The organism is Vibrio cyclitrophicus, assembly GCA_023206055.1.
Classification (GTDB): domain Bacteria; phylum Pseudomonadota; class Gammaproteobacteria; order Enterobacterales; family Vibrionaceae; genus Vibrio; species Vibrio cyclitrophicus_A.
In genome coordinates this window covers 1166636-1184906 of sequence record CP065366.1, presented here as the reverse complement: position 1 = coordinate 1184906, position 18271 = coordinate 1166636, and the positions used below count along the sequence as shown (strand labels likewise).

21 protein-coding genes, 1 other RNA gene and 1 pseudogene are annotated in these 18271 nt (G+C 41.9%); 5 read left to right on the top strand and 18 right to left on the bottom strand.

Annotated elements, in window-relative coordinates:
- Positions 1 to 7: 7 nt before the first annotated feature.
- Positions 8 to 316 (bottom strand): annotated as a pseudogene (locus tag ITG09_05315) (type I restriction-modification system subunit M N-terminal domain-containing protein).
- Between the two features lie 201 nt (positions 317 to 517).
- On the opposite strand from ITG09_05315, the gene ITG09_05310 reads away from it, so the two are divergent.
- Positions 518 to 1384, top strand: a complete 867-nt coding sequence (locus ITG09_05310) for a GIY-YIG nuclease family protein (protein ID UPR53047.1) — start codon at positions 518 to 520, stop codon at positions 1382 to 1384.
- On the opposite strand, the gene ITG09_05305 is transcribed toward ITG09_05310, so the two are convergent.
- Positions 1381 to 2763, bottom strand: a complete 1383-nt coding sequence (locus tag ITG09_05305) for a DEAD/DEAH box helicase family protein (GenBank protein UPR53046.1) — start codon at positions 2761 to 2763, stop codon at positions 1381 to 1383. The genes ITG09_05310 and ITG09_05305 overlap by 4 nt on opposite strands.
- Entirely contained in the window at positions 2757 to 3302 is a 546-nt protein-coding gene (locus ITG09_05300) for a hypothetical protein (GenBank protein UPR53045.1), read from the bottom strand. Before ITG09_05300 ends, ITG09_05305 begins: the two co-directional genes overlap by 7 nt.
- Positions 3303 to 3403: 101 nt before the next feature.
- Between ITG09_05300 and ITG09_05295 the strand changes: the two genes are divergently transcribed.
- On the top strand, positions 3404 to 3712 hold the full coding sequence (locus tag ITG09_05295) for a helix-turn-helix transcriptional regulator (GenBank protein UPR53044.1): 309 nt from the start codon (positions 3404 to 3406) through the stop codon (positions 3710 to 3712).
- Positions 3713 to 3715: 3 nt separating this feature from the next.
- Here the strand turns inward: ITG09_05295 and ITG09_05290 are convergent, their stop codons facing one another.
- The 5 genes from ITG09_05290 to ITG09_05270 form a co-directional block, all read right to left on the bottom strand.
- Positions 3716 to 4810 carry a TniB family NTP-binding protein gene (locus ITG09_05290; protein UPR53587.1) on the bottom strand — a complete coding sequence of 365 codons (1095 nt, stop codon included), beginning with the start codon at positions 4808 to 4810 and terminating at the stop codon, positions 3716 to 3718.
- Positions 4779 to 6644: a transposase gene (locus ITG09_05285; protein ID UPR53043.1), complete on the bottom strand. Its 1866-nt coding sequence runs from the start codon at positions 6642 to 6644 to the stop codon at positions 4779 to 4781. Before ITG09_05285 ends, ITG09_05290 begins: the two co-directional genes overlap by 32 nt.
- A 2-nt stretch (positions 6645 to 6646) precedes the next feature.
- Positions 6647 to 7270, bottom strand: a complete 624-nt coding sequence (locus tag ITG09_05280; GenBank protein ID UPR53042.1) for a Tn7 transposase TnsA N-terminal domain-containing protein — start codon at positions 7268 to 7270, stop codon at positions 6647 to 6649.
- Positions 7271 to 7408: 138 nt separating this feature from the next.
- Positions 7409 to 7505, bottom strand: an RNA gene (gene ffs / locus ITG09_05275) — signal recognition particle sRNA small type.
- A 196-nt stretch (positions 7506 to 7701) separates the two neighbouring features.
- Positions 7702 to 8445 (bottom strand): hypothetical protein, encoded by a 744-nt coding sequence (locus tag ITG09_05270; GenBank protein UPR53041.1) that lies wholly within the window; start codon positions 8443 to 8445, stop codon positions 7702 to 7704.
- 51 nt (positions 8446 to 8496) lie between these two features.
- Between ITG09_05270 and ITG09_05265 the strand changes: the two genes are divergently transcribed.
- The gene (locus ITG09_05265) at positions 8497 to 8799 is read left to right on the top strand and encodes an MGMT family protein (GenBank protein ID UPR53040.1); all 303 of its coding nucleotides are present in this window, start codon (positions 8497 to 8499) and stop codon (positions 8797 to 8799) included.
- Positions 8800 to 8858: 59 nt separating this feature from the next.
- On the opposite strand, the gene ITG09_05260 is transcribed toward ITG09_05265, so the two are convergent.
- Positions 8859 to 9299: a YbaY family lipoprotein gene (locus ITG09_05260; protein UPR53039.1), complete on the bottom strand. Its 441-nt coding sequence runs from the start codon at positions 9297 to 9299 to the stop codon at positions 8859 to 8861.
- Between the two features lie 168 nt (positions 9300 to 9467).
- Here ITG09_05260 and tesB point away from each other — a divergent pair, with 168 nt between their 5' ends.
- Positions 9468 to 10328 (top strand): acyl-CoA thioesterase II, encoded by an 861-nt coding sequence (tesB, locus tag ITG09_05255; GenBank protein ID UPR53038.1) that lies wholly within the window; start codon positions 9468 to 9470, stop codon positions 10326 to 10328.
- 140 nt (positions 10329 to 10468) lie between these two features.
- Here tesB and ITG09_05250 read toward each other — a convergent pair whose 3' ends face one another.
- Together ITG09_05250 and ITG09_05245 are read right to left on the bottom strand one after the other, a co-directional pair.
- Complete coding sequence (locus ITG09_05250) at positions 10469 to 11134, bottom strand: hypothetical protein (GenBank protein ID UPR53037.1); 666 nt, start codon at positions 11132 to 11134, stop codon at positions 10469 to 10471.
- A 90-nt stretch (positions 11135 to 11224) separates the two neighbouring features.
- The gene (locus tag ITG09_05245) at positions 11225 to 11680 is read right to left on the bottom strand and encodes an Lrp/AsnC family transcriptional regulator (GenBank protein ID UPR53036.1); all 456 of its coding nucleotides are present in this window, start codon (positions 11678 to 11680) and stop codon (positions 11225 to 11227) included.
- A 147-nt stretch (positions 11681 to 11827) separates the two neighbouring features.
- On the opposite strand from ITG09_05245, the gene ITG09_05240 reads away from it, so the two are divergent.
- Positions 11828 to 12895 (top strand): PLP-dependent cysteine synthase family protein, encoded by a 1068-nt coding sequence (locus tag ITG09_05240; GenBank protein UPR53035.1) that lies wholly within the window; start codon positions 11828 to 11830, stop codon positions 12893 to 12895.
- A 262-nt stretch (positions 12896 to 13157) separates the two neighbouring features.
- Here the strand turns inward: ITG09_05240 and ITG09_05235 are convergent, their stop codons facing one another.
- The 7 genes from ITG09_05235 to ITG09_05205 form a co-directional block, all read right to left on the bottom strand.
- Entirely contained in the window at positions 13158 to 14261 is a 1104-nt protein-coding gene (locus ITG09_05235) for an alkene reductase (protein UPR53034.1), read from the bottom strand.
- A gap of 107 nt (positions 14262 to 14368) precedes the next feature.
- On the bottom strand, positions 14369 to 14647 hold the full coding sequence (locus ITG09_05230; GenBank protein ID UPR53033.1) for a hypothetical protein: 279 nt from the start codon (positions 14645 to 14647) through the stop codon (positions 14369 to 14371).
- 76 nt (positions 14648 to 14723) lie between these two features.
- A complete protein-coding gene (locus tag ITG09_05225) occupies positions 14724 to 15272 on the bottom strand; it encodes a DUF3332 family protein (GenBank protein ID UPR53032.1) in 549 nt (182 codons plus the stop codon).
- Between the two features lie 16 nt (positions 15273 to 15288).
- Positions 15289 to 15957, bottom strand: coding sequence for a hypothetical protein (locus tag ITG09_05220; GenBank protein UPR53031.1), 669 nt, complete (start codon positions 15955 to 15957; stop codon positions 15289 to 15291).
- A gap of 214 nt (positions 15958 to 16171) precedes the next feature.
- Positions 16172 to 17038 (bottom strand): DUF302 domain-containing protein, encoded by an 867-nt coding sequence (locus ITG09_05215; protein ID UPR53030.1) that lies wholly within the window; start codon positions 17036 to 17038, stop codon positions 16172 to 16174.
- Between the two features lie 73 nt (positions 17039 to 17111).
- Positions 17112 to 17720, bottom strand: coding sequence for a hypothetical protein (locus ITG09_05210; protein ID UPR53029.1), 609 nt, complete (start codon positions 17718 to 17720; stop codon positions 17112 to 17114).
- The gene (locus ITG09_05205) at positions 17707 to 18213 is read right to left on the bottom strand and encodes a chalcone isomerase family protein (protein ID UPR53028.1); all 507 of its coding nucleotides are present in this window, start codon (positions 18211 to 18213) and stop codon (positions 17707 to 17709) included. Before ITG09_05205 ends, ITG09_05210 begins: the two co-directional genes overlap by 14 nt.
- Positions 18214 to 18271: the final 58 nt, after the last annotated feature.

Here is an 18271-nt window from a genome sequence, read left to right as displayed (position 1 = left end):
GGCATTAACCTTCATTTTGTAGGGTTTTAATCTTTGGGAACACACGGTCGCGGACGATTTCCATCATCACGTCTGGATCTTTATCTTTGAAACTGCTCCAACGAAGCGCTTGCTCATCAGACGAAAACGTTGGGTTATTCAGCGGTAGACCCGTTGCTTGGCTGCGACGCTCTGCGGTCTTTTGCAATTCATCTAAACGACGAATAAATAGTAGGTAGGAGATCTGCTCGATAACGGAGATTGGGTTAGCGACGCCGCCTGTCCAAAACATTTCCCAAACTTGGTCGATCTGATTACGAATTTTGCCTGTTAGCATGGTGATTCTCTTTGGTAAATTGTTACCTTCTTAACAAGAAGAAAACAACTTAGTGATGTGTAGGTCTATCGCGCGATTTTATCATACATAGCCAGCTATACGTTAATGTGCATCACATTGAATTGATCATAAATAAAAGTGCTATTTTTTATTCAGTTAGATAGTATCTAGCGCATCGATTGTTGTTAAAAGAGAATGATGATGACTAGAGGAACGCAACTCAAAATATACTTGGCGAACGGCTCTGTGACAGGTATTCGACATGCTGAAATTGTGAACTGGACAGGTCAGGCTATTGCGGTTCCTAGAGTACACATCAAAGAGCTCTCTGAATGGGAAGAAACTCAGCGGCCCGGGGTTTACTTTTTATTTGGTTACAACGCAGAGAGTGGCAATAGCCTTGTTTACGTTGGAGAAGCTGAACATATTCAAAAACGCTTATCACAACATTTAGCAGGCAAAGAGTTCTGGAATGAAGCCATTTGCTTTACCAACAAAGATGAAAACTTAACCAAAGCACACGTTAAGTATCTTGAAGCTCGTTTGATCGAAATTATCTTAGAGTCAAAACGATACGATCTCGATAATGACAAGCAACCACCGACGTCTTCATTACCCAGAGGTGAAAGAGACGCCATGGAGACCTTTATTGACAACATTCGCACTGTTATCGGTTCTTTAGGGCACAAGTTGTTGGAGTCGAAGGTGTCTCAAACAACTACACCCTTACCAAGCGAACCAGAAAGTATGGTGCTGCAGCTCAAGGTAAAAAAAGTTAATGCTAAGGCAATGCTTACGGATGAAGGCATTGTCGTTTTGAAAGGGTCCCAGGCATTAACAATAGCTCAACCTAGTTTATCTAAAGGCTATACGAAGCTACGTAGTAACCTAGAAGATAAGGGGATTCTAGCGTCATCAGGAGACCGCCTAGTAGCAGCCGAAGACATTCTATTTACTAGCGCCTCTCAAGCCGCCGCAGTACTGCTTGGTTACCCTTGCAGCGGGCCCGATTACTGGAGAAGTGCTACAGGTAAAACACTGAAAGAGATTGAAGCGGAATCTATTTAGATAAATGCGGTGATAACTCGTTGTTTAAATTGGCCCAACCTCAGTTCATCAAATGCTAAAGTGAACCCAGCATTATTTGAATTAATGACATCTGAAGTTTTTCCCCAACTGAGTAAGCTTGGTTGGGGTCGATTAAATTGAACGCTTTCCGACACCGTACTTGACGGCAGGCGTATTTCATCAACACCACTCGGTACGTTGTTATCTTGTTTAATGTACATGCAGCTATCAGGAATATCCTGCTCAATTCTTTCAGCAAACCCAATCAGACTTTCTTCAGCAAAGGTATACAACCACGCTTCTTGGTTGGGTGAATCATTGATTCTTAAAATTCGCCCGAGCACTTGCCTAAAATAGAGTTCCGTTTTTACCGAACTCATATGGCAGCAAACCTGAAGCCTTGGAATATCCGTTCCTTCACTTATCATCCCAACACTGACTATCCACTGAACCTTTGAGTGACGAAAGGACTCAATTTCATGTAACGGATTATCATGGTGATAAGTCACGATGCATGCTGATTGATTAAAGTGCTCAACAAGTCGCTTTTGAATATCTTTAGCGTGCTTAATAGAAGAGGCGACCACCAAGCCTCCAGCACTTGGGGACTCTTGCCTTATCTGCGCTAGCTTTTGGCAGCCATTATTTAATATGTAATTCATAGCGTCTTCGTTGTGAATGACGCTTTGATAAGAGACATCGGATTGTTTAAGGCAATCAAGAATAGAGGCGAAGTGTTGATTGTCACTGCCAGCTTTTACACTCAGGTGTTCATTATCTATCAAAACAATCTTCGGGCGGCGGCATACTTCGTCTTTAACAGCTTGTTGCAAACCGTATTGGTAATCGCAAACAACCTTGCCATCAGGATCAGAATACTCAGCCATGACAATCGGTAACCGATCAGAACGCCAAGGAGTGCCCGACAGCGCTAGAGTATAACGAGCAAAGCCTTGGATCTTCGAGACAATTTCTAGCCCCCATGAGTTTGACCGCCCCTCATCATCAAACGAACAATGGTGGATCTCATCAAATACGACTAAGACTCGATATTTACTGACGGTGTTCCAAAAGTTCTGTTCTAAAAAACGGATTGATTGATAGGTGTAAGAGCCCCCAAGAGAACCCAAGCCTCCATTAAAGGAACATTCTAGTTTCCATGAAAAGGTCTTTTTCATCCCTTCCGCAACAGTCAGTGAAGGAGAGAAACACAGCACTAAGTCAATCATGCCTTGTTCAAATAACCGACTCGCGACCTCGGCGGCCATAACGGTTTTACCAGCTCCAGGAGTCGCTTGGCAGAAGAAGTGTGAATGCTTGTTTGAAGTGAATTTCTCGATAGCTTGAGCTGCGCACTCGGCTTGCCATGCTCTTAACATTGAGGAACCTTACTTTGGGCGACTTGCATCCAGTTGGTTAGTGCATTAATTCTGCCTAATAACTTGGCTGAGCGTTCTCTTGCTGCATTAAATAGCGGCTGCATATCTTGCTTGTTGTTTGGGAAACGCGTTAACAACGATTGGTATTCCTCAATCTCGCCTAGAGTAATCGCCAGTTCGCCTTCATGCTGTTTCTTCTCTTGCTCTAATGCATTTAGAGAGTACTCCGAAGTTTGAACAGCTATTGAATCGACTTTAGTTTTCCTATTTCTAGCCACTCTAGGCTCAATTGTGAGCGCTTTGAATTCGTTAGTTTGATGGTAGCGTTTGTCTCTACGAGCCCCAATGACAGAAAGCCAGCCTTTCTCCTCAAATGATAAAAGTTGCTTATAAACATACTTCCGCGCATCGTCCTTGCTCGGGAAGGCTGAAGCACTGTTTAGCAAAGCATCTCTAGCTTCTGTGACGGAGAAATTATCCATTCCTTTTTCAATCAATAGGTTAAACATATGAGGGTTAATTCTGGTTACTTTCTTCATGTGACTCTTACAGGCAATAAAAACTTAGGATTGCTAAGTATACAAAAATCAGTAAAACTTAGACAATCTAAGTTATCTAAAGGTTGAAAAGAAATGTGTAAGTGCAAAAAGACAACCCCATCCCAGCGAGGCTCAAAGCTGCGCGTAAAAAAGCCAAGATCACCCAAAAAGATTTAGGGGTGAAAATTGGTATGGAGCAGAGTTCTGCTAGCGGTCGTATGAATCATTACGAGAAAGGCAGGCATGTGCCTGATATTGGTACGCTTGAACGCATGGCTGAAGAGTTAGATGTGCCGCTGAATTACTTTTTCTGTAGGAGCGAATTGAGCGCTGAGTTAGCGTGCGCAATTGATAAGATGAGTGATGAAGAGAAGGCGGTGTTGCTGGAGAACCTAAAGAACGAGAAGTAATGCTTAAGCTTTAAGTCCATTTTTGCTCAATAGCATGCTCAACGGAATTGCATCCGTAAAACGAGGGGCGAGAATCTTATCTTCTGAAGTAATGGCATTTAGGTTGTAAGACGATCCAGAGTCAATTTGATGAAGACGAAGCTCCTCTACAGGACAATTAAAGGGATTATCCAAGTAGGGAAACTTAAATGAAAACGTGCGCGACAATATCTCTTTGTCTATCGTATCGACGTTCTCATTGAAACTCATAAGTAGTGCGTCTTTCAAGAAGTGCTTTAACGCTCGGCACTCCCCTCTACACATAATAAACAAAGGATATAACACTTCATTTTTTGTAAGCACTGGCGGTTCATCAAAGCCCATTCTCGCACTCAAACCAGCAACAAATTTAGCAAAGTGCTTTTTTTGCTCCAAGTCAAAATTATAAGATGCCGTTCCACTCGAATGGCTGTTAGCTTTCAACAGCTTAAAATAGTTAATCTTTCGTCTCCAACTTAATCGCGAATTCCATTGTGGCTCTGTCGCTATTACATCAGCATATGGCATACCAACCAGAACAAACGAGACTTTTGCTTCTTCACTTATGTATTTGAACGTATTAGCAATAGCCTGCCTTTCTTCTGCTGTAGAAAACTCCACAAGCTCTTGAATTTCATTGACGATAATCAGCTCAACAGATTTACGTTTAAGTTGCTTTACGACAGCCTCACCAAGAGCAATTTCATTACGTCGTCGGGTACCTCTTCCGCCTGACTTTCCATCTAAATCGACTAGAAACTGCGTAAGCGTGTTCTGTTCATTTATGCGGCTTGGCACTCTGGTGCTAAGAACAGATTGTTTGCTCCAAGTTGAACTCGGCAGAAAGCGTGATAGATAGTTGTTAATCAAAGCCGTCTTTCCACTTCCGGCCTCACCAGTTAACAAGAAAGACTCCGGTTCACCGCCAAGGGAGTGATTAAAACGAAGCTGATCGAAGATAGAGTAGATTTCAGTTATTGCAGGGTACTCGATAAAGCTGGTTTCAAAGGATCTTAGCTGCTCAAACTGACTAGACGTTAAGTTCAAATTAATACCCCTCAATATCTTCAAAATCATCATCAGATAACTGATCTGAGACATCGAACACTACAGTGGTTTCTTGTTTAACAGGAGTCGTGTTGATGGAGCTTGGCCCCTCTGACCCCACATCATTAAACTTTGCTAATTTCGAAGTATTGCCCGTTTTAGGCAAGCTAGCCTTATTGCTTTTTGCACCGCGGAATCTATCGGTTTCTTCCTGAATACGTTTCTTCATATACAGAAATGTATCCGCAAGCGCCTCATCATCAGTAAGCTGCTTAGTATTGAGCCGGCGTACTTTTTGTATTCGCTCGTGTTCAAAAAGCGACAGCCCCTTTGTATATCCGGTGTTGTCTACCGCTGGAACTTTTATGTACATCTTTTCCGATTCTAGATAAACATGAATAGAGCTGATATCAGAAGGGTCTGTTTTGGTCTTAACAAACAGCTTTTTGCCATTGTTGGACGCCCAATATTTACGGTATTCAATAAGTTCTGAGGACTGATAGTGGAGATTATGAAGCCTGATCCCTGCTACTCTAATGGTTCTGTGTCTAAGCAAACCTAGCTCGACTCTCAACTGCTCCTTCTCAACACCACTGTAGTAAGAGGGAGTCCATTCCGATTGATTCCACTTGTGGTATGGAATGTCACGTTCTCTTGAATCAGGTGCCATATGGTAATAGTCGACAATCCATTTATGAAGTAGCTCAAGAAACACGGAAACTCTAACCACCGCATCCTTCTTTGGGTTGTAATCTTGTAGCTGAGTAGGATTGGTGAACGTTTTTCCAGGCAGTGAATTCACTAACCCTTTGTTCATCTGATCAAACAGCTTTTCGATCCCTGACTTTCGCCAAGGTTTAGCAGCTTGACTGTATTGGATATCAGACACTAGAGGCCGTAACGAATCTTCTAAGCTTTGGCTCCAAAATTCAGCACCATTATCGACAACTAAACAGTCAATTTTGCCGTGACAAGGCCATTCATTATCAATGGATGGATACCTTTGCTTGACCCAACTCTTATCTAGTAGCGAGTTCAATAGCGCCTTTCTGACAGAGTCAAAACTAGGCTCTCTAAAGTTGATACTGCACCCTACGATACATTTACTGAAGCGGTCATAAAGCATCGTCAGATAGGGTCGTCCCAAAGGAATATCTAACTCATCATCAATCAAAATCACAGGGACTGGTGTATGGTCAATTTCGACATATTCCATTGGTTTGGTCGAAACTACTTGCTGACCAACCGAGCGAAATTCTCGGTCTGCGTATCGTTTACCAAACCTTGCAATCGCTACCTCATAAGGAGGTAAGTCGTGTATTCGATTGTAAAAAGAACGTTCAGCAATTGGTTTTATTTTCCCCTCGACAATCCCACGATTTAATTGAATCACTCGACTTTTATAGTATCGATATGCTTCAGCAGCACTTAAGCGTTCACGAGTCAGGTATACGCTGTTAATTGCTTCATCAACTAAAGATTGAGAATCGAACTCTTTTTGTCGATTGCCTTTAAACGTATGCTTAGGAATAAGCGCACATGGGTCTTTACCCGCTTCAAAGTAAGATTTTTTCCAAGTTGCTAAAGTTCGCCAACTCGGGGGAATGAGTTGTAATTCCGATTCCACAAGAGTTAAGAGAGGGTTCAAGTTTTTCTCGGTCCATCCGCCTTTTAAACGCTTCTCTACGAACGCGATGATTTTGATACGACGGATAACTTCTTGCTGTACCTTCGGTGATTGAGAATCAATAGTTGAGGAGATTTCAATAGGTTCATGAATTAGCTCTATTGGAAGCGCCTGAGACTCTCCTTCTGAAGCTTCAAACTCATCAAAGAACCCAAATATGTTATTAGAGTCCGATGGCATAGTTAGCACCAAACGTAAGTTTCGAGGCCAAAGCCAATATTGTTGACGTCTGTTTGAATTTGCCCCGAAGAGATCCAAGGAAGAGTAGAGATAAGTGTGTCCTGTTCCGATAATCCGAAATACAAAGACACCTCTTGTAGCTGCACCATTTGTTTACGTTGAATAAACGCTAACACTAACTTTTGAAACTCAGTCACAGTTCGCAATCCGGAATAACGATGCAGTAACTTAAAGTTATCTAACGTCGGTCCCATTCTAATTTGTTTCTCAGTAACCAAAACTAAGCGTCTGTTGAACTCATTCAACGCAACTCTTTGTTTCTCTTCAAATCTATTCCTGAAATCAGGTTTGAGAATCTGACTAGAGTGTTTTACTTCGAAGAGGGTTGACTGCTCGTTGTGACCTGTTACTAAAAAATCTGGGGTATATCGGCACTTACGACTATTGAATTGATAGTGGAAGCCAAAAGGTTGAGAGGTAAAACTTTTAATGTTTGCGTTATATTCGAGGTGAAAGCAGAAATCGAACTCCAAAATGGAGAGAGTGCGAACAACAGCATCATTCTTCAAGCTCATGAACTTACAGATGTTGTGTACGTGAGATGATTTCTTGGTTTGGTCGAACATAGCAAATCACTTTTGTTGTAAACCTACAACAAAAAATAGACTATGAAGACTTATGGTGCAAATATGAAGACTTATGATGCAGAAATGAAGAAAGCCTGCAATTTATGCGAACATATATTGCAGGCTTCATAAGGGGTGGGAACCCAGCCACATCCCGGCACACAAGTCACTCGCTGCGGCTGCTCCCTTCCAGGCCTGACCGAGTTCACGAGCTATTGTTGCGGGAGGACCAGGCCCCCATAGATTCGTTTTCTAAGAGGCTTGCCTCAAAGAGTGATTGGATTATTAAGCATCACAGCAACCATTGCAAGCCCTTCCACCCTATTTTTGAACAATTGCGGTCTAAGTGCTTATCCTTTATTCAAACCACTAGAAAATCGCAGGTAAATTCACCATTTACCTGCCTTTAGAAGGTTTGAATTACTGTAATACTAGATATCGATGTCTTCGTTATCTTCTGTGCGAATGATGTAATCTGTCATCCATGCGGTGCCCAACAAACATAACCACACCACAAACACCGGGCTTGGCACTTCAATGCTTGGCGTGATCACCAGAGCCGCAAAACCAACCGTGGGCAGAGTCCAACACAAGAGCTTGTTCCAACGGAAAGTTTTTAAGCGCGTCAGCGTTTCCATCGATGCCATGATACCCGTTATACACAAGGCCAACAAAGCAGCATAAGGTAAGTCGGCTATCCATAATGGAAGTATTAAGCCTAGTGACCACCAGCTGTGTCGGCTAGCAGGCTTAAGATGATTTGCCGCCCACCAAATCACGATAATTGATAAGGTTTGAAGTGTGGTAACCCACGGGACGCCTTCAAGCTTGCCTGCTGATTGCGTGACCATGATCCCGACCTGCAAAGTAGTCACAATCAGGCCGGAAATAATCACGACCGACAAACTACTGCGTCTTGAGAAGACCACCATCAATAGCGGGAATAGAACCCACGCACTCACAGAGAGCGTGATGGGTTGTAGGGGCAGCGTTAAGCCGTAAGTCGTCATGGAAACAAGCAAAGCTAATCCTGCTATACCCCCCTGCGGTAAAATCCATAAGGCAGGAATTACCATTGCAAGCACTGGGATATCTCCCTCACTTAAACTGATTGCTCTCGCGCAAACAACCGCTAATAATGTGGTTATCAAGAACTGAAACGTTGTAAATACCATAGCCCTCTCCTTCTACCGATCCGTGGTATTAATGAACTAGGAACATTTAGTATGGACCAATTTTTGAGCCAAATCTTTGCAGTGATTCACCAAATTCCATATGGAAAAGTAACAACTTATGGAGACATAGCACGTTTTTCAGGATTTCCGGGCTATGCGCGTCATGTTGGTAAAGCGCTGGGTAACCTGCCCGAGGGTAGCAAACTACCTTGGTATCGAGTGATCAACAGCAAGGGTGAAATATCTTTAAAGGGTGATTCGTTCGACCGACAAAAGCAGCATTTGGTTAAAGAAGGGATTGAAGTGAGTGACGCAGGAAAAGTCAAACTCAGAGTATACAAATGGCAGCCCTAGAGCTGCCATTTATCAAAAGACGTTAATTAAGATGCCTTAACACTGGCATCTATTTTTAATTAACGAACACCAACCAAGCGTAAGTCTGCTTGTTGCGTGTTTTCTACGTCGGTAATCACTGACTTAATCGTGTCAGTTGTGAAACGCAGTTTGCCGTCAACATGAATCGATGCACGCATGTTGTAACGGTGGTTAGGTTGAATTTTGTTGTTGTCGTAGCTCAGTTTGAATGCGAACGGTACTTGCTTACCGTCTGTGGTGAATTCTTGAGTTGCGATAACAGTAGATGGTGCGTCAGCCAATGAAATATCTTCTAGCGTTACGGTAACCACTGCATTCTCTGGCAATGCAATTCTTTCGCGATAGCTTACTGTTCCTGAAATCACTTGAGTGTTCTCTGCAACCACTTCCTGAGAAGCGTTCGTTTCTGATGTTGCTTGGCAGCCAACAAGTAGGCCAAACGATACTAAAGACGTAATAAGAATTAGAGCCTTTTTCATATTCAATTTCTCTCAACATATTTGCCGGACTCGGCAAATCTACTCATCAATTATAAGAGAGCTTTCATATTCTGTCTTGAAACCCTATGATTTATTGACAGATATCTGACTAATCTTAATGATTAACACCATAATCTGACATCCATTTTACGAAGAGGAATGCTGGCGATGAGTCAACCTTTACAAGAATTACTAAGTTTACTTCAGCTAGAGAAACTGGAAGAAGGTTTATTCCGTGGGCAAAGTGAGAACCTTGGCCTGCCACAAGTTTACGGCGGTCAGGTATTGGGACAAGCGCTTTCTGCTGCTCGTTATACTGTTCAAGATGACCGTAGTGTTCACTCGTTCCACAGTTATTTTCTGTTTCCCGGCGATCCTGAAAAGCCAATTATTTATGATGTTGAGAACCTAAGAGATGGACGCAGCTTCAGCACACGCCGTGTTAAAGCGATTCAAAATGGCCGCCCTATTTTCTATCTCACGGCTTCTTATCATGGCGATGCACCAGGCTTTGAACACCAAAACGCAATGCCAGATATTCCGGGGCCTGAAAACTTTGCGTCTGAAACTGAGCTTGCGAGCCATATTGCGGAGTTCTTACCAGAGAAACTGCGCAAAACCTTCTGTGGTGAAAAGCCGATTGAGATGCGCCCTGTTACGGTTGTTAACCCACTGAACCCTAAAAAGACCGAAGCAAAGCAGTACCTTTGGGTGAGAGCGAACGGCGCGCTGCCAGACAACCAATTGATTCACCAATACCTGCTTGCTTACGCATCGGATTGGGGGTTCTTGGTGACGGCGCTGCATCCTCATGAAGTTTCTATCATGACACCCAACTTCCAAGTGGCGACGATTGACCACTCAATCTGGTTCCACCGCCCATTCAAAATGGATGAGTGGTTGCTTTATGCGATTGAAAGCCCAACAGCAGCTAACACTCGCGGCCTAGTACGTGGTGAAATTTACAACCAAAAAGGTGAACTAGTCGCGACTGCAGTGCAAGAAGGTGTGATGCGCTTTACTAAATAGCGATCAAATAAATAGCGATCAAGCGCTGTTTTAAAAACCCCAAATATGTACGAGAAAACAAAAAGAGAGGCTAGGTTTAATACCTAGCCTCTCTTTTTTATAACACTAACGAAAAGCCGTCACTTAAGAGTGACTAAAATTTATTCTGTTTCTAGCGTCGGTTCGAATTCACTTTGTACTCGCGTTTTGATGCCATCACCTGCGTCTCGCAGTAGGTTAAATGGCGATAACACTACGCCTTTCACCGCACCCTCTGCTGCTCCCTGAGCGAGCTCTTTGCTCTTATCGGCTAACAAATTAGCTTGTGACAAAATACCAGGGACTTCCGCTCGTAGCATTTCGGATTCAGTGACAATGACAGGAATAGTCTGTTCGCGGTAAGACTTACTTTCAGCGAGCATTGGTGGCATTACATCTACGCGGTATCTTTTTAATTCCGTTAATGTTGGTGGGATAACATCGGTTCTTACCTGCTCGACTTCCATCCGAACATTTTTGACTTCATCCAAAATCGCAGGGATTTTGTTGTCGACCGACGCTACGGTTTGATTCACATCATCCATCGTCTTTCTGACTTCGTCGACAGTGTTTAACACCTGAGGAGCAAGATCGCTGACATGTTCTGCAAGTGCTAATAGCTCTTCGACTTTGAGCCCTTTGGTGAGGCCCGATATGTCTTCGATAACTTGCGGATAAGTATCGACGATTTCACCGACTTTATTGGTAAATGAGTAGATGGTGTAACCCAAGTAAAAAATGGCGACCGCCAATACCAGCTGGATAGCGGTAGATACTTTTGCAAACATGAATAATCCTTTTCTTTTATCGCAGAGCCGAGAACTAAACTGAGAAGATAGTTAAACTGAGACGATAGTTAGTGTATTACTAGGCGTAGCTTAAAGGGGCAACGCTGTCGTGTACTTCAACGGCTCCATCGCAAACGTCGAGGTCACATTGGAAATACCATCAATGCTATTCACCAAGCGCTTATAGAAATCATCAAAGCACTTCATGTCTTTAACTTGAACCTTCATCATATAATCATACTCACCGGCCATGCGATAGAACTCCATCACTTCTGGAAATTCCGATACAGTATTCACAAAACGACCATACCACTCATGAGAATGATCACTGGTTTTCACCAATACGAACGCGGTAAAGGAAAGATCCAGTTTTTCCGGATTCAGCAGTGCGACTCTTTTCTCAATAATGCCGTTCTCTTCGAGGCGCTTAAGCCTTTTCCAGCAAGGTGTTGTGGTGAGGTTGACCGCTTCAGAAATATCATTCAATGACAGGGTGCTGTCTTCTTGCAGTAACCCTAATATTTTTTTATCTACAGCATCTATCACACTTTCACCAAATCGCATTTAAAGAGAATAATTTTCTACAATTTAAGCAAAACAAAGCAAATATGGCAAAGTTTTTCTCTCGGATTATAGATAAATTAGAACCATACCAATTACAAAGAATTCCTACACAAGATCAGGAGAACGCTTATGTGCACTGACCATCAATGGATTAACAACGCGATTCGTAAAATTGAAGCAGACTACCAACGCTCAGCGGATACGCACCTTATCAAGCTAGACCTTCCAAGTATCGAAGGCATTGATGTTTACCTTAAAGATGAAAGCACACACCCTACCGGCTCTTTAAAGCACCGTTTAGCGCGTTCTCTTTTCTTGTACGCTATCTGTAACGGTTGGGTTGGCCCAGAAACGACGATCATTGAATCTTCATCTGGTAGCACGGCGGTGTCTGAAGCTTACTTCGCTCGCCTACTCGGTCTTCCATTTATTGCGGTAATGCCAAAATGTACAGCGAAGAAGAAGATTGAGCAGATTGAATTCTACGGCGGCCAAGCGCACCTTGTTGACCGCTCAGATGAAATTTACGATGAGTCTCGCCGCTTGGCTGAAGAGTTGAATGGTCACTACATGGACCAATTTACTTACGCTGAGCGCGCAACCGACTGGCGTGGTAACAACAACATCGCGAACTCGATTTTCAATCAAATGCAGATGGAAGATCACCCAGTTCCAGCTTGGGTAGTAATGAGCCCAGGTACTGGCGGTACTTCAGCGACGATTGGCCGTTTCATTCGCTACCAACAGCATGAAACTAAGCTTTGTGTTGTGGATCCTGAGAACTCTGTATTCCACGAATACTTCCAAACCGGCAATGCGAACGTGAAAGGCAGTACATTCAGCAAGATTGAAGGCATTGGTCGTCCACGTGCAGAACCAAGCTTTATTCCTGGTGTGGTTGACGAAATGCGTAAGATTCCAGACGCAGCAAGTATCGCTACGACACATTGGTTGTCTGACATTCTTGGTCGCAAGGTGGGCGCATCAACCGGTACAAATATGTACGGTGTGCTTCAGCTAGCCAGTGAGATGAAAGCGCGTGGAGAGAAAGGTTCTATCGTGACTTTGCTATGTGACAGCGGTGAACGTTACCTAGACACTTACTTCAATGATGAGTGGGTAAATCTGAATATTGGTGACCTACAACCTTATGCAGCGAAGTTAGAAGCTTTCTCGCAGACGGGTGAGCTGGCTTAAATTCAAAAGCCAATCATCATTGCGTCTGGCCCGCCCTGATCTATGTTGACACTTTAGTTAAAACGCTATGATGACGACCTATCAGCAGAATGAAAAAGACCACAATATTGTGAAAGTAGCAGAAGATTAGAATCCGTGGTTAGCTGCAGCAGACTAAAGTAAGAATTCAAAATGAACAAAGGACGCATAATACATGCGTCCTTATTCGTCTACTTTAACTGTCAGTTTATTAACTGCTTCTAGCAATTAAGAGAGGCTTACTTTAAATATAGTCAGTGAAGCCTTTCTCTTCGCCCGCATACATGTAAGCTTTATTAACAGGCGTAAATTCAGTAACACCGTTCTTTATCTTATCTACAAGAGTCGGATTCGAAATATAAAGATTACCGAACGACACTAGGTCGGCGCTTCCTTTTTCCAAAACTTCAAGTGCAGAGTCTGGTGTGTAACCGCCGTTAGTCATTAAAGTGCCATCATAAATGTTTCTATAATGTTCACATACAGGCTGTTCAAAGCGTATCTCTTCACTATCGTCACGTTCGGCCATTACGCTATCAAGGAAGTTTGTCGGCTCTAAAAGCTCTAAAAAAGCGATATCATAGTTATTTAGCTTACGGACAATATAATCATATGTCTCAATGATATTACTGTCAGGCAATACTTGAATCTGGCCAGCAGGAGAAAGGCGGACTGAAACCTTATCGCTACCAACAATAGCAATGACTCGCTCTAACACTTCAAAAAATAATCTTGATCTATTTTCAAGACTACCGCCATAATTATCTGTACGTAAGTTCGTCCCAGAACGGAAAAACTGGTCAAATAGATATCCATTTGCGGCATGAATTTGAACTCCGTCAAACCCGACGTCTATAGAACGCAGAGCGGCTAATTCAAAATCGCGAATTACCTCTTCAATGTCTTCCAGTGTCATCTCTTGGGCAACTACCGAGTCTTTAAAACCATCAAGAGTATAAGTTTGAGTCAGTGGATTTACCGCTGAAGGTCCTTTGGGTGGGAACCCATTGTGATACGTTGGGTGTGATACAGCACCGCAGTGCCAGATTTGCGCAAAAATCTTACCACCTTCTTGATGAACGGCCCGAGTGACTTTTCGCCAACCATCCATTTGACGCTTAGTATAGATACCTGGAGTCTTAATATATCCCGCCCCCTCAGGGGATACGATAACGCCCTCTGTAATCAATAAGCCAGCGGTCGATCTTTGTTGATAATATTTAACCATTTCATCGGTAACATTACGGTACTCAGTAGCACGAACTCGTGTCATCGGCGCCATTGCGACGCGGTTTTCTACGGAAAAATCATTCGTTTTGCTTTCAAAATGGGTTAATAGCTTATTCATGATATTACCTTAAATAATATAAAACCAATTCCTATCAATTGCATATAAAATAAGAACTAAAAAGTAAGTTGGAGAACAGTTAATCATTCTCCAACAATTAAACTACCTTAGTTAAACTCAGTAATTGAAGTTACTACGGCTAAAGATGAGTTATCACTATAAGTATCAACAAACAAAAAACCGTCCAACTTAACTTTCCCACTTGTATTAAGCAATCGGTCAAACGCATCATTAATATATTTATCTAATGAACAACATGACACTAAAAAGTTATCTGTCTGAATTAAAAAACTGCATCCTTCATAAGAAATATCATCTGCAGGTTTAATATTACCTTTTACAAGGCTGTCTTTTATAACATAGCCAACAGTGCTAAATTGGTTCAAGTGAATACCCTCGACATATAATTTAAATACAACAAAAATCAAAAGTGATCGATAACTTTATCTCAGCTATCAATAATTATGAATTGACTTCAAAAGCTTCTGTTAATGCTTCTACTGAAGTTTCAGACACAAATTCACCGTCTACGAAATACTGTATCTTGGTGCCGTCTTTAACACCCGTCACTGTTGATGAAGTGCCGTCCACAAACGTGACTTCCATTTCAATGGTATTTTCATCTAATGTTCGGATCTGACTATCTTCAATATTGTGGTAAGACAATGGATCAATGGGAGCATCACGCAATGAGGGATCGAGATCGCCATTAATGTCGATCATTGTTTCGACTTTGCTATCAAAGATATGCGGTGTGCCATCAAATGGGTTTGTACCGGTCCAGAATTCAATCGAGTTCACAACAAAGTAATCTGCTAACGTTGTAAAACCATAAACAGGAGCCAATAAGAAGTTAACACCACCGCGCGCATATCGGTTATCAACGACTTTAACGTTAAATTCCATCAATTTTTTTGTCGTAAAGTTACTACCTACACAACCCGTTACCAATGGTGTCACTAACAACATAGCGGCTAGTTTTAATGTATTCTTTTTATTCAAAAATTTCATTTTAATTTCCTACACTTTAGAAAAAGTAGCCAAACTCAATACCAACCGATGTATCGTCGAATTCATACATAGTGACTGATGCGTTGATATCGATATTGCCGTTGGTCCAACCCAAAGCATTTTCGAATACGCTGTCGTAATCTGAATCCAAGAAATAGGTAAAGTCACCGCGGTAATACATGTTACCAAATGGCACCAAAACGCCCGCTTCTAGGTCAAAACCGTCGCTCACATCACCAGTTGAATAGTTGGCACCCACGTTCCAAGCACCAAAGCCAGCATCAGCGACATAGTTACCACCGACTGTAAGATTGTCGTAGTCTCCAGAGATATTCCACTCACCATCAATAACAATGTTATTTGAAATATTATATTGGCCAGAAAGAGTCATCACATCGCTAGTCTCGTCATAACCATCAATTCCGAGTTGTTTATACCCTACGCTAACACTTGCTTTATCATTGATACCATATGTACCTTCTACAGAAAGTAGATCCAAATCTTCAATGGTTTCATATCCAGCTTTAATGCTACTTTGCACATTTCGGACATCTTGGCTGTGGTAGTTTTTATCAATAGATAAGTCTTTCGCTGAGTCTTCTTTTGTATTCATATCGCTGGCTGCGACTGCACCAGAAAAAGAAAGAACGAATAAAGAAGATAGTGTCACTAATTGTGTTTTCATTTTATTCCAAAGGTTAAATTAACGCCTACTATGGCAAGATTGAAATTGGGCTATTAATCCATTAATTTAGCCGCCAAGTTATAAACTGTAAGTTATAAAATATATATAATTATTATTGAGACAATAAGAGGCCATACCATACTTTAAGTAAAATATGGCCTCTTATTTTTCTATTTTTAAATTTAATATTTATTTGAAGTGGTTTAACATCCGATTATTTTTCTACGGCACCACTCAGTGTTTTTTCTAAACGGAAGTTAATTATCTTGTGAGAAATTGCGTTGTCTTGATAATGCAACTCCGACATATCAACAATATTATTATAAGAGACAATCACTTTGCCATCTTGCTCTACTACTAACACTTTTTGGCCAAAAGCATCTAAACCAATGCTTGGGAAGTCGGTCATCGCTTTCGCACCCGGGGCTGGACCACCAAATACAAGTAAGGTCGCATTAGGCAAGGTCTCACCGATCGCTTCAGCTCGTACTTTGAAATCCCAGTTAATAAACCAAACCGTGTCACCTTGGTCTAACACATCTCTTTTAATGTTCTTTAAGGTTGTCTCAAAATCATAGTCTGAAACCAATGTCTCGATACCGTACCCTTCGGTTAAACCTTCACTTGCAACTGGGGTGGCATTGTCTAAACCTTTAACCAAACTTGCAGTTGCGTCGGCATAACGCGTAAGTGCGTCACTGTCCGTAATGGCATGTCTCTTTTGAATAAACTGCGCGTCTGTATAAACCGCTTTTTGCACATCGTTCTCAACATAATTCAAAACACGAAAAGGTAGGTCGAGCCCAACTTGCAGGTCATCTTTTAATAACTGTGTATTGAGTGCGTCGTCGGTATAAAGGTCGACACGGCTTGGTGCCAAGTATTCACTGGCTTGACCTGCTAACCGAGAATGGTCAATGGTTAATATTTTTTCAAACTGTTGTTTTTGCGCGTTCGCATCGACAATTAAAACGCTTTCATCAACCGCATTTAGTTTAGATTCATGAGCAACAGGGTCGACCGTGGTTTCACAACCCAGCATTGGCAGAGCTAATAAAGTAATCAAAGACAGTTTTTTCATTAATAATCTCTCTAGAAAGTAATAATATAAGCGATGAGACATTGTTATTAGCATATAGCCAATCGCAGTTAACCTATTGAATATTATTGTCCACAATAAAATCCTCAAGCACAGAATGTGCGCGTTGCTGCTCACCATTATTAAGATGAACTAGATAGTTATGTAGTGCTTCTTCATGCTCAACCATATACGTCATTTGTGTTTCATAACCTTCAGGACTCGATGCTTGGATTTCCTTGAGTTGACGAACAAATCGTTCAGCACTCCCTTCTAAATATCGAGTTCCTAAATAAGGCATCGCCTTCAAAGATAGCGTTACCGTTTTAGCAAATAACTTATCTTTACAGCCAATTTCACTGTCTACGCCATATTGATCTCGAACGGGCTCCATCACGACAGTATTGTGTTTTTCCATTTTACTCAGCAACTCTAAGCTGCTTGCTGTCATGCTGCCTGGTGGTTTGCTCTGTAATTCAGAAAATACCTGTTTACCTAAGTTCCTAAACAACAGTTCGTATTTAAGCCCTTTAGAAAACTCTCGAAACTCAGCTTTTTCAGTTCTAGTCATTGTATTTTCTCCACTCATCGAATTAGCCGCAAATACCGCAGTGACTGGTAGCAATGTAAATATCAGGATGGCTAAAGATTTTCCCCAACCAAAATAATTTTTATAGAAGATCATCAACAGGTGTCTCGCCAAGCCAAATATTTTTAAAGGCTATGCTCTCTTCTGAAAATGAATGAGCCTGATAAACCACCTTATTATTATGCTGAACTTGCATCTCCTGATCTTTGTAGACAATCGCAATAACGTCTCCTTTGGCTAACGATAAAGATAAACTATCGACAAGATTTTGAATGCTAGGACTGTTTACGTTGATGTCTGAATTCGAATCTTCAAGTGCTTCAACGGTTGCCGTTCTGACTTTCTCTCGGGTTAATTTTTCAGGCGTAAACGTCAGTAAAAGTGCACTGTCGCCCTGATGATTCTTTAAATGCGCGATATCGTAGTAGTCGACGAACCAAAGCGTTCTCGTATTAGTCTTAACCACTTGATAGTCATCGTATGTCCACGACTCACCCAGCGCTTGAGAGGGCTCCAAATTAGGTTCATTTGCGATTGCTTCTTTGGCAAATAAAAACGCAACCAACAAAAATGTGACTTTATATCTCATCGAAAAAGCACCCTGATTAAAGTTAAATGAATATGTGTATTTGATACGTTTTGGATAA

Excerpts from the sequence above, each read along its gene's own strand:
- ITG09_05250 (UPR53037.1), bottom strand. The coding sequence starts at position 11,134 with ATGTTTGCAAAAGTATCTACCGCTATCCAGCTGGTATTGGCGGTCGCC.
- ITG09_05310 (UPR53047.1), top strand. The coding sequence starts at position 518 with ATGACTAGAGGAACGCAACTCAAAATATACTTGGCGAACGGCTCTGTG.
- ITG09_05300 (UPR53045.1), bottom strand. The coding sequence starts at position 3,302 with ATGAAGAAAGTAACCAGAATTAACCCTCATATGTTTAACCTATTGATT.
- ITG09_05215 (UPR53030.1), bottom strand. The coding sequence starts at position 17,038 with ATGAAAAAACTGTCTTTGATTACTTTATTAGCTCTGCCAATGCTGGGT.
- ITG09_05205 (UPR53028.1), bottom strand. The coding sequence starts at position 18,213 with ATGAGATATAAAGTCACATTTTTGTTGGTTGCGTTTTTATTTGCCAAA.
- ITG09_05210 (UPR53029.1), bottom strand. The coding sequence starts at position 17,720 with ATGATCTTCTATAAAAATTATTTTGGTTGGGGAAAATCTTTAGCCATC.
- ITG09_05220 (UPR53031.1), bottom strand. The coding sequence starts at position 15,957 with ATGAAAACACAATTAGTGACACTATCTTCTTTATTCGTTCTTTCTTTT.
- ITG09_05280 (UPR53042.1), bottom strand. The coding sequence starts at position 7,270 with ATGTTCGACCAAACCAAGAAATCATCTCACGTACACAACATCTGTAAG.
- ITG09_05285 (UPR53043.1), bottom strand. The coding sequence starts at position 6,644 with ATGCCATCGGACTCTAATAACATATTTGGGTTCTTTGATGAGTTTGAA.
- ITG09_05270 (UPR53041.1), bottom strand. The coding sequence starts at position 8,445 with ATGGTATTTACAACGTTTCAGTTCTTGATAACCACATTATTAGCGGTT.
- ITG09_05225 (UPR53032.1), bottom strand. The coding sequence starts at position 15,272 with ATGAAATTTTTGAATAAAAAGAATACATTAAAACTAGCCGCTATGTTG.
- ITG09_05240 (UPR53035.1), top strand. The coding sequence starts at position 11,828 with ATGTGCACTGACCATCAATGGATTAACAACGCGATTCGTAAAATTGAA.
- tesB (UPR53038.1), top strand. The coding sequence starts at position 9,468 with ATGAGTCAACCTTTACAAGAATTACTAAGTTTACTTCAGCTAGAGAAA.
- ITG09_05305 (UPR53046.1), bottom strand. The coding sequence starts at position 2,763 with ATGTTAAGAGCATGGCAAGCCGAGTGCGCAGCTCAAGCTATCGAGAAA.
- ITG09_05290 (UPR53587.1), bottom strand. The coding sequence starts at position 4,810 with ATGATGATTTTGAAGATATTGAGGGGTATTAATTTGAACTTAACGTCT.
- ITG09_05260 (UPR53039.1), bottom strand. The coding sequence starts at position 9,299 with ATGAAAAAGGCTCTAATTCTTATTACGTCTTTAGTATCGTTTGGCCTA.
- ITG09_05265 (UPR53040.1), top strand. The coding sequence starts at position 8,497 with ATGGACCAATTTTTGAGCCAAATCTTTGCAGTGATTCACCAAATTCCA.
- ITG09_05235 (UPR53034.1), bottom strand. The coding sequence starts at position 14,261 with ATGAATAAGCTATTAACCCATTTTGAAAGCAAAACGAATGATTTTTCC.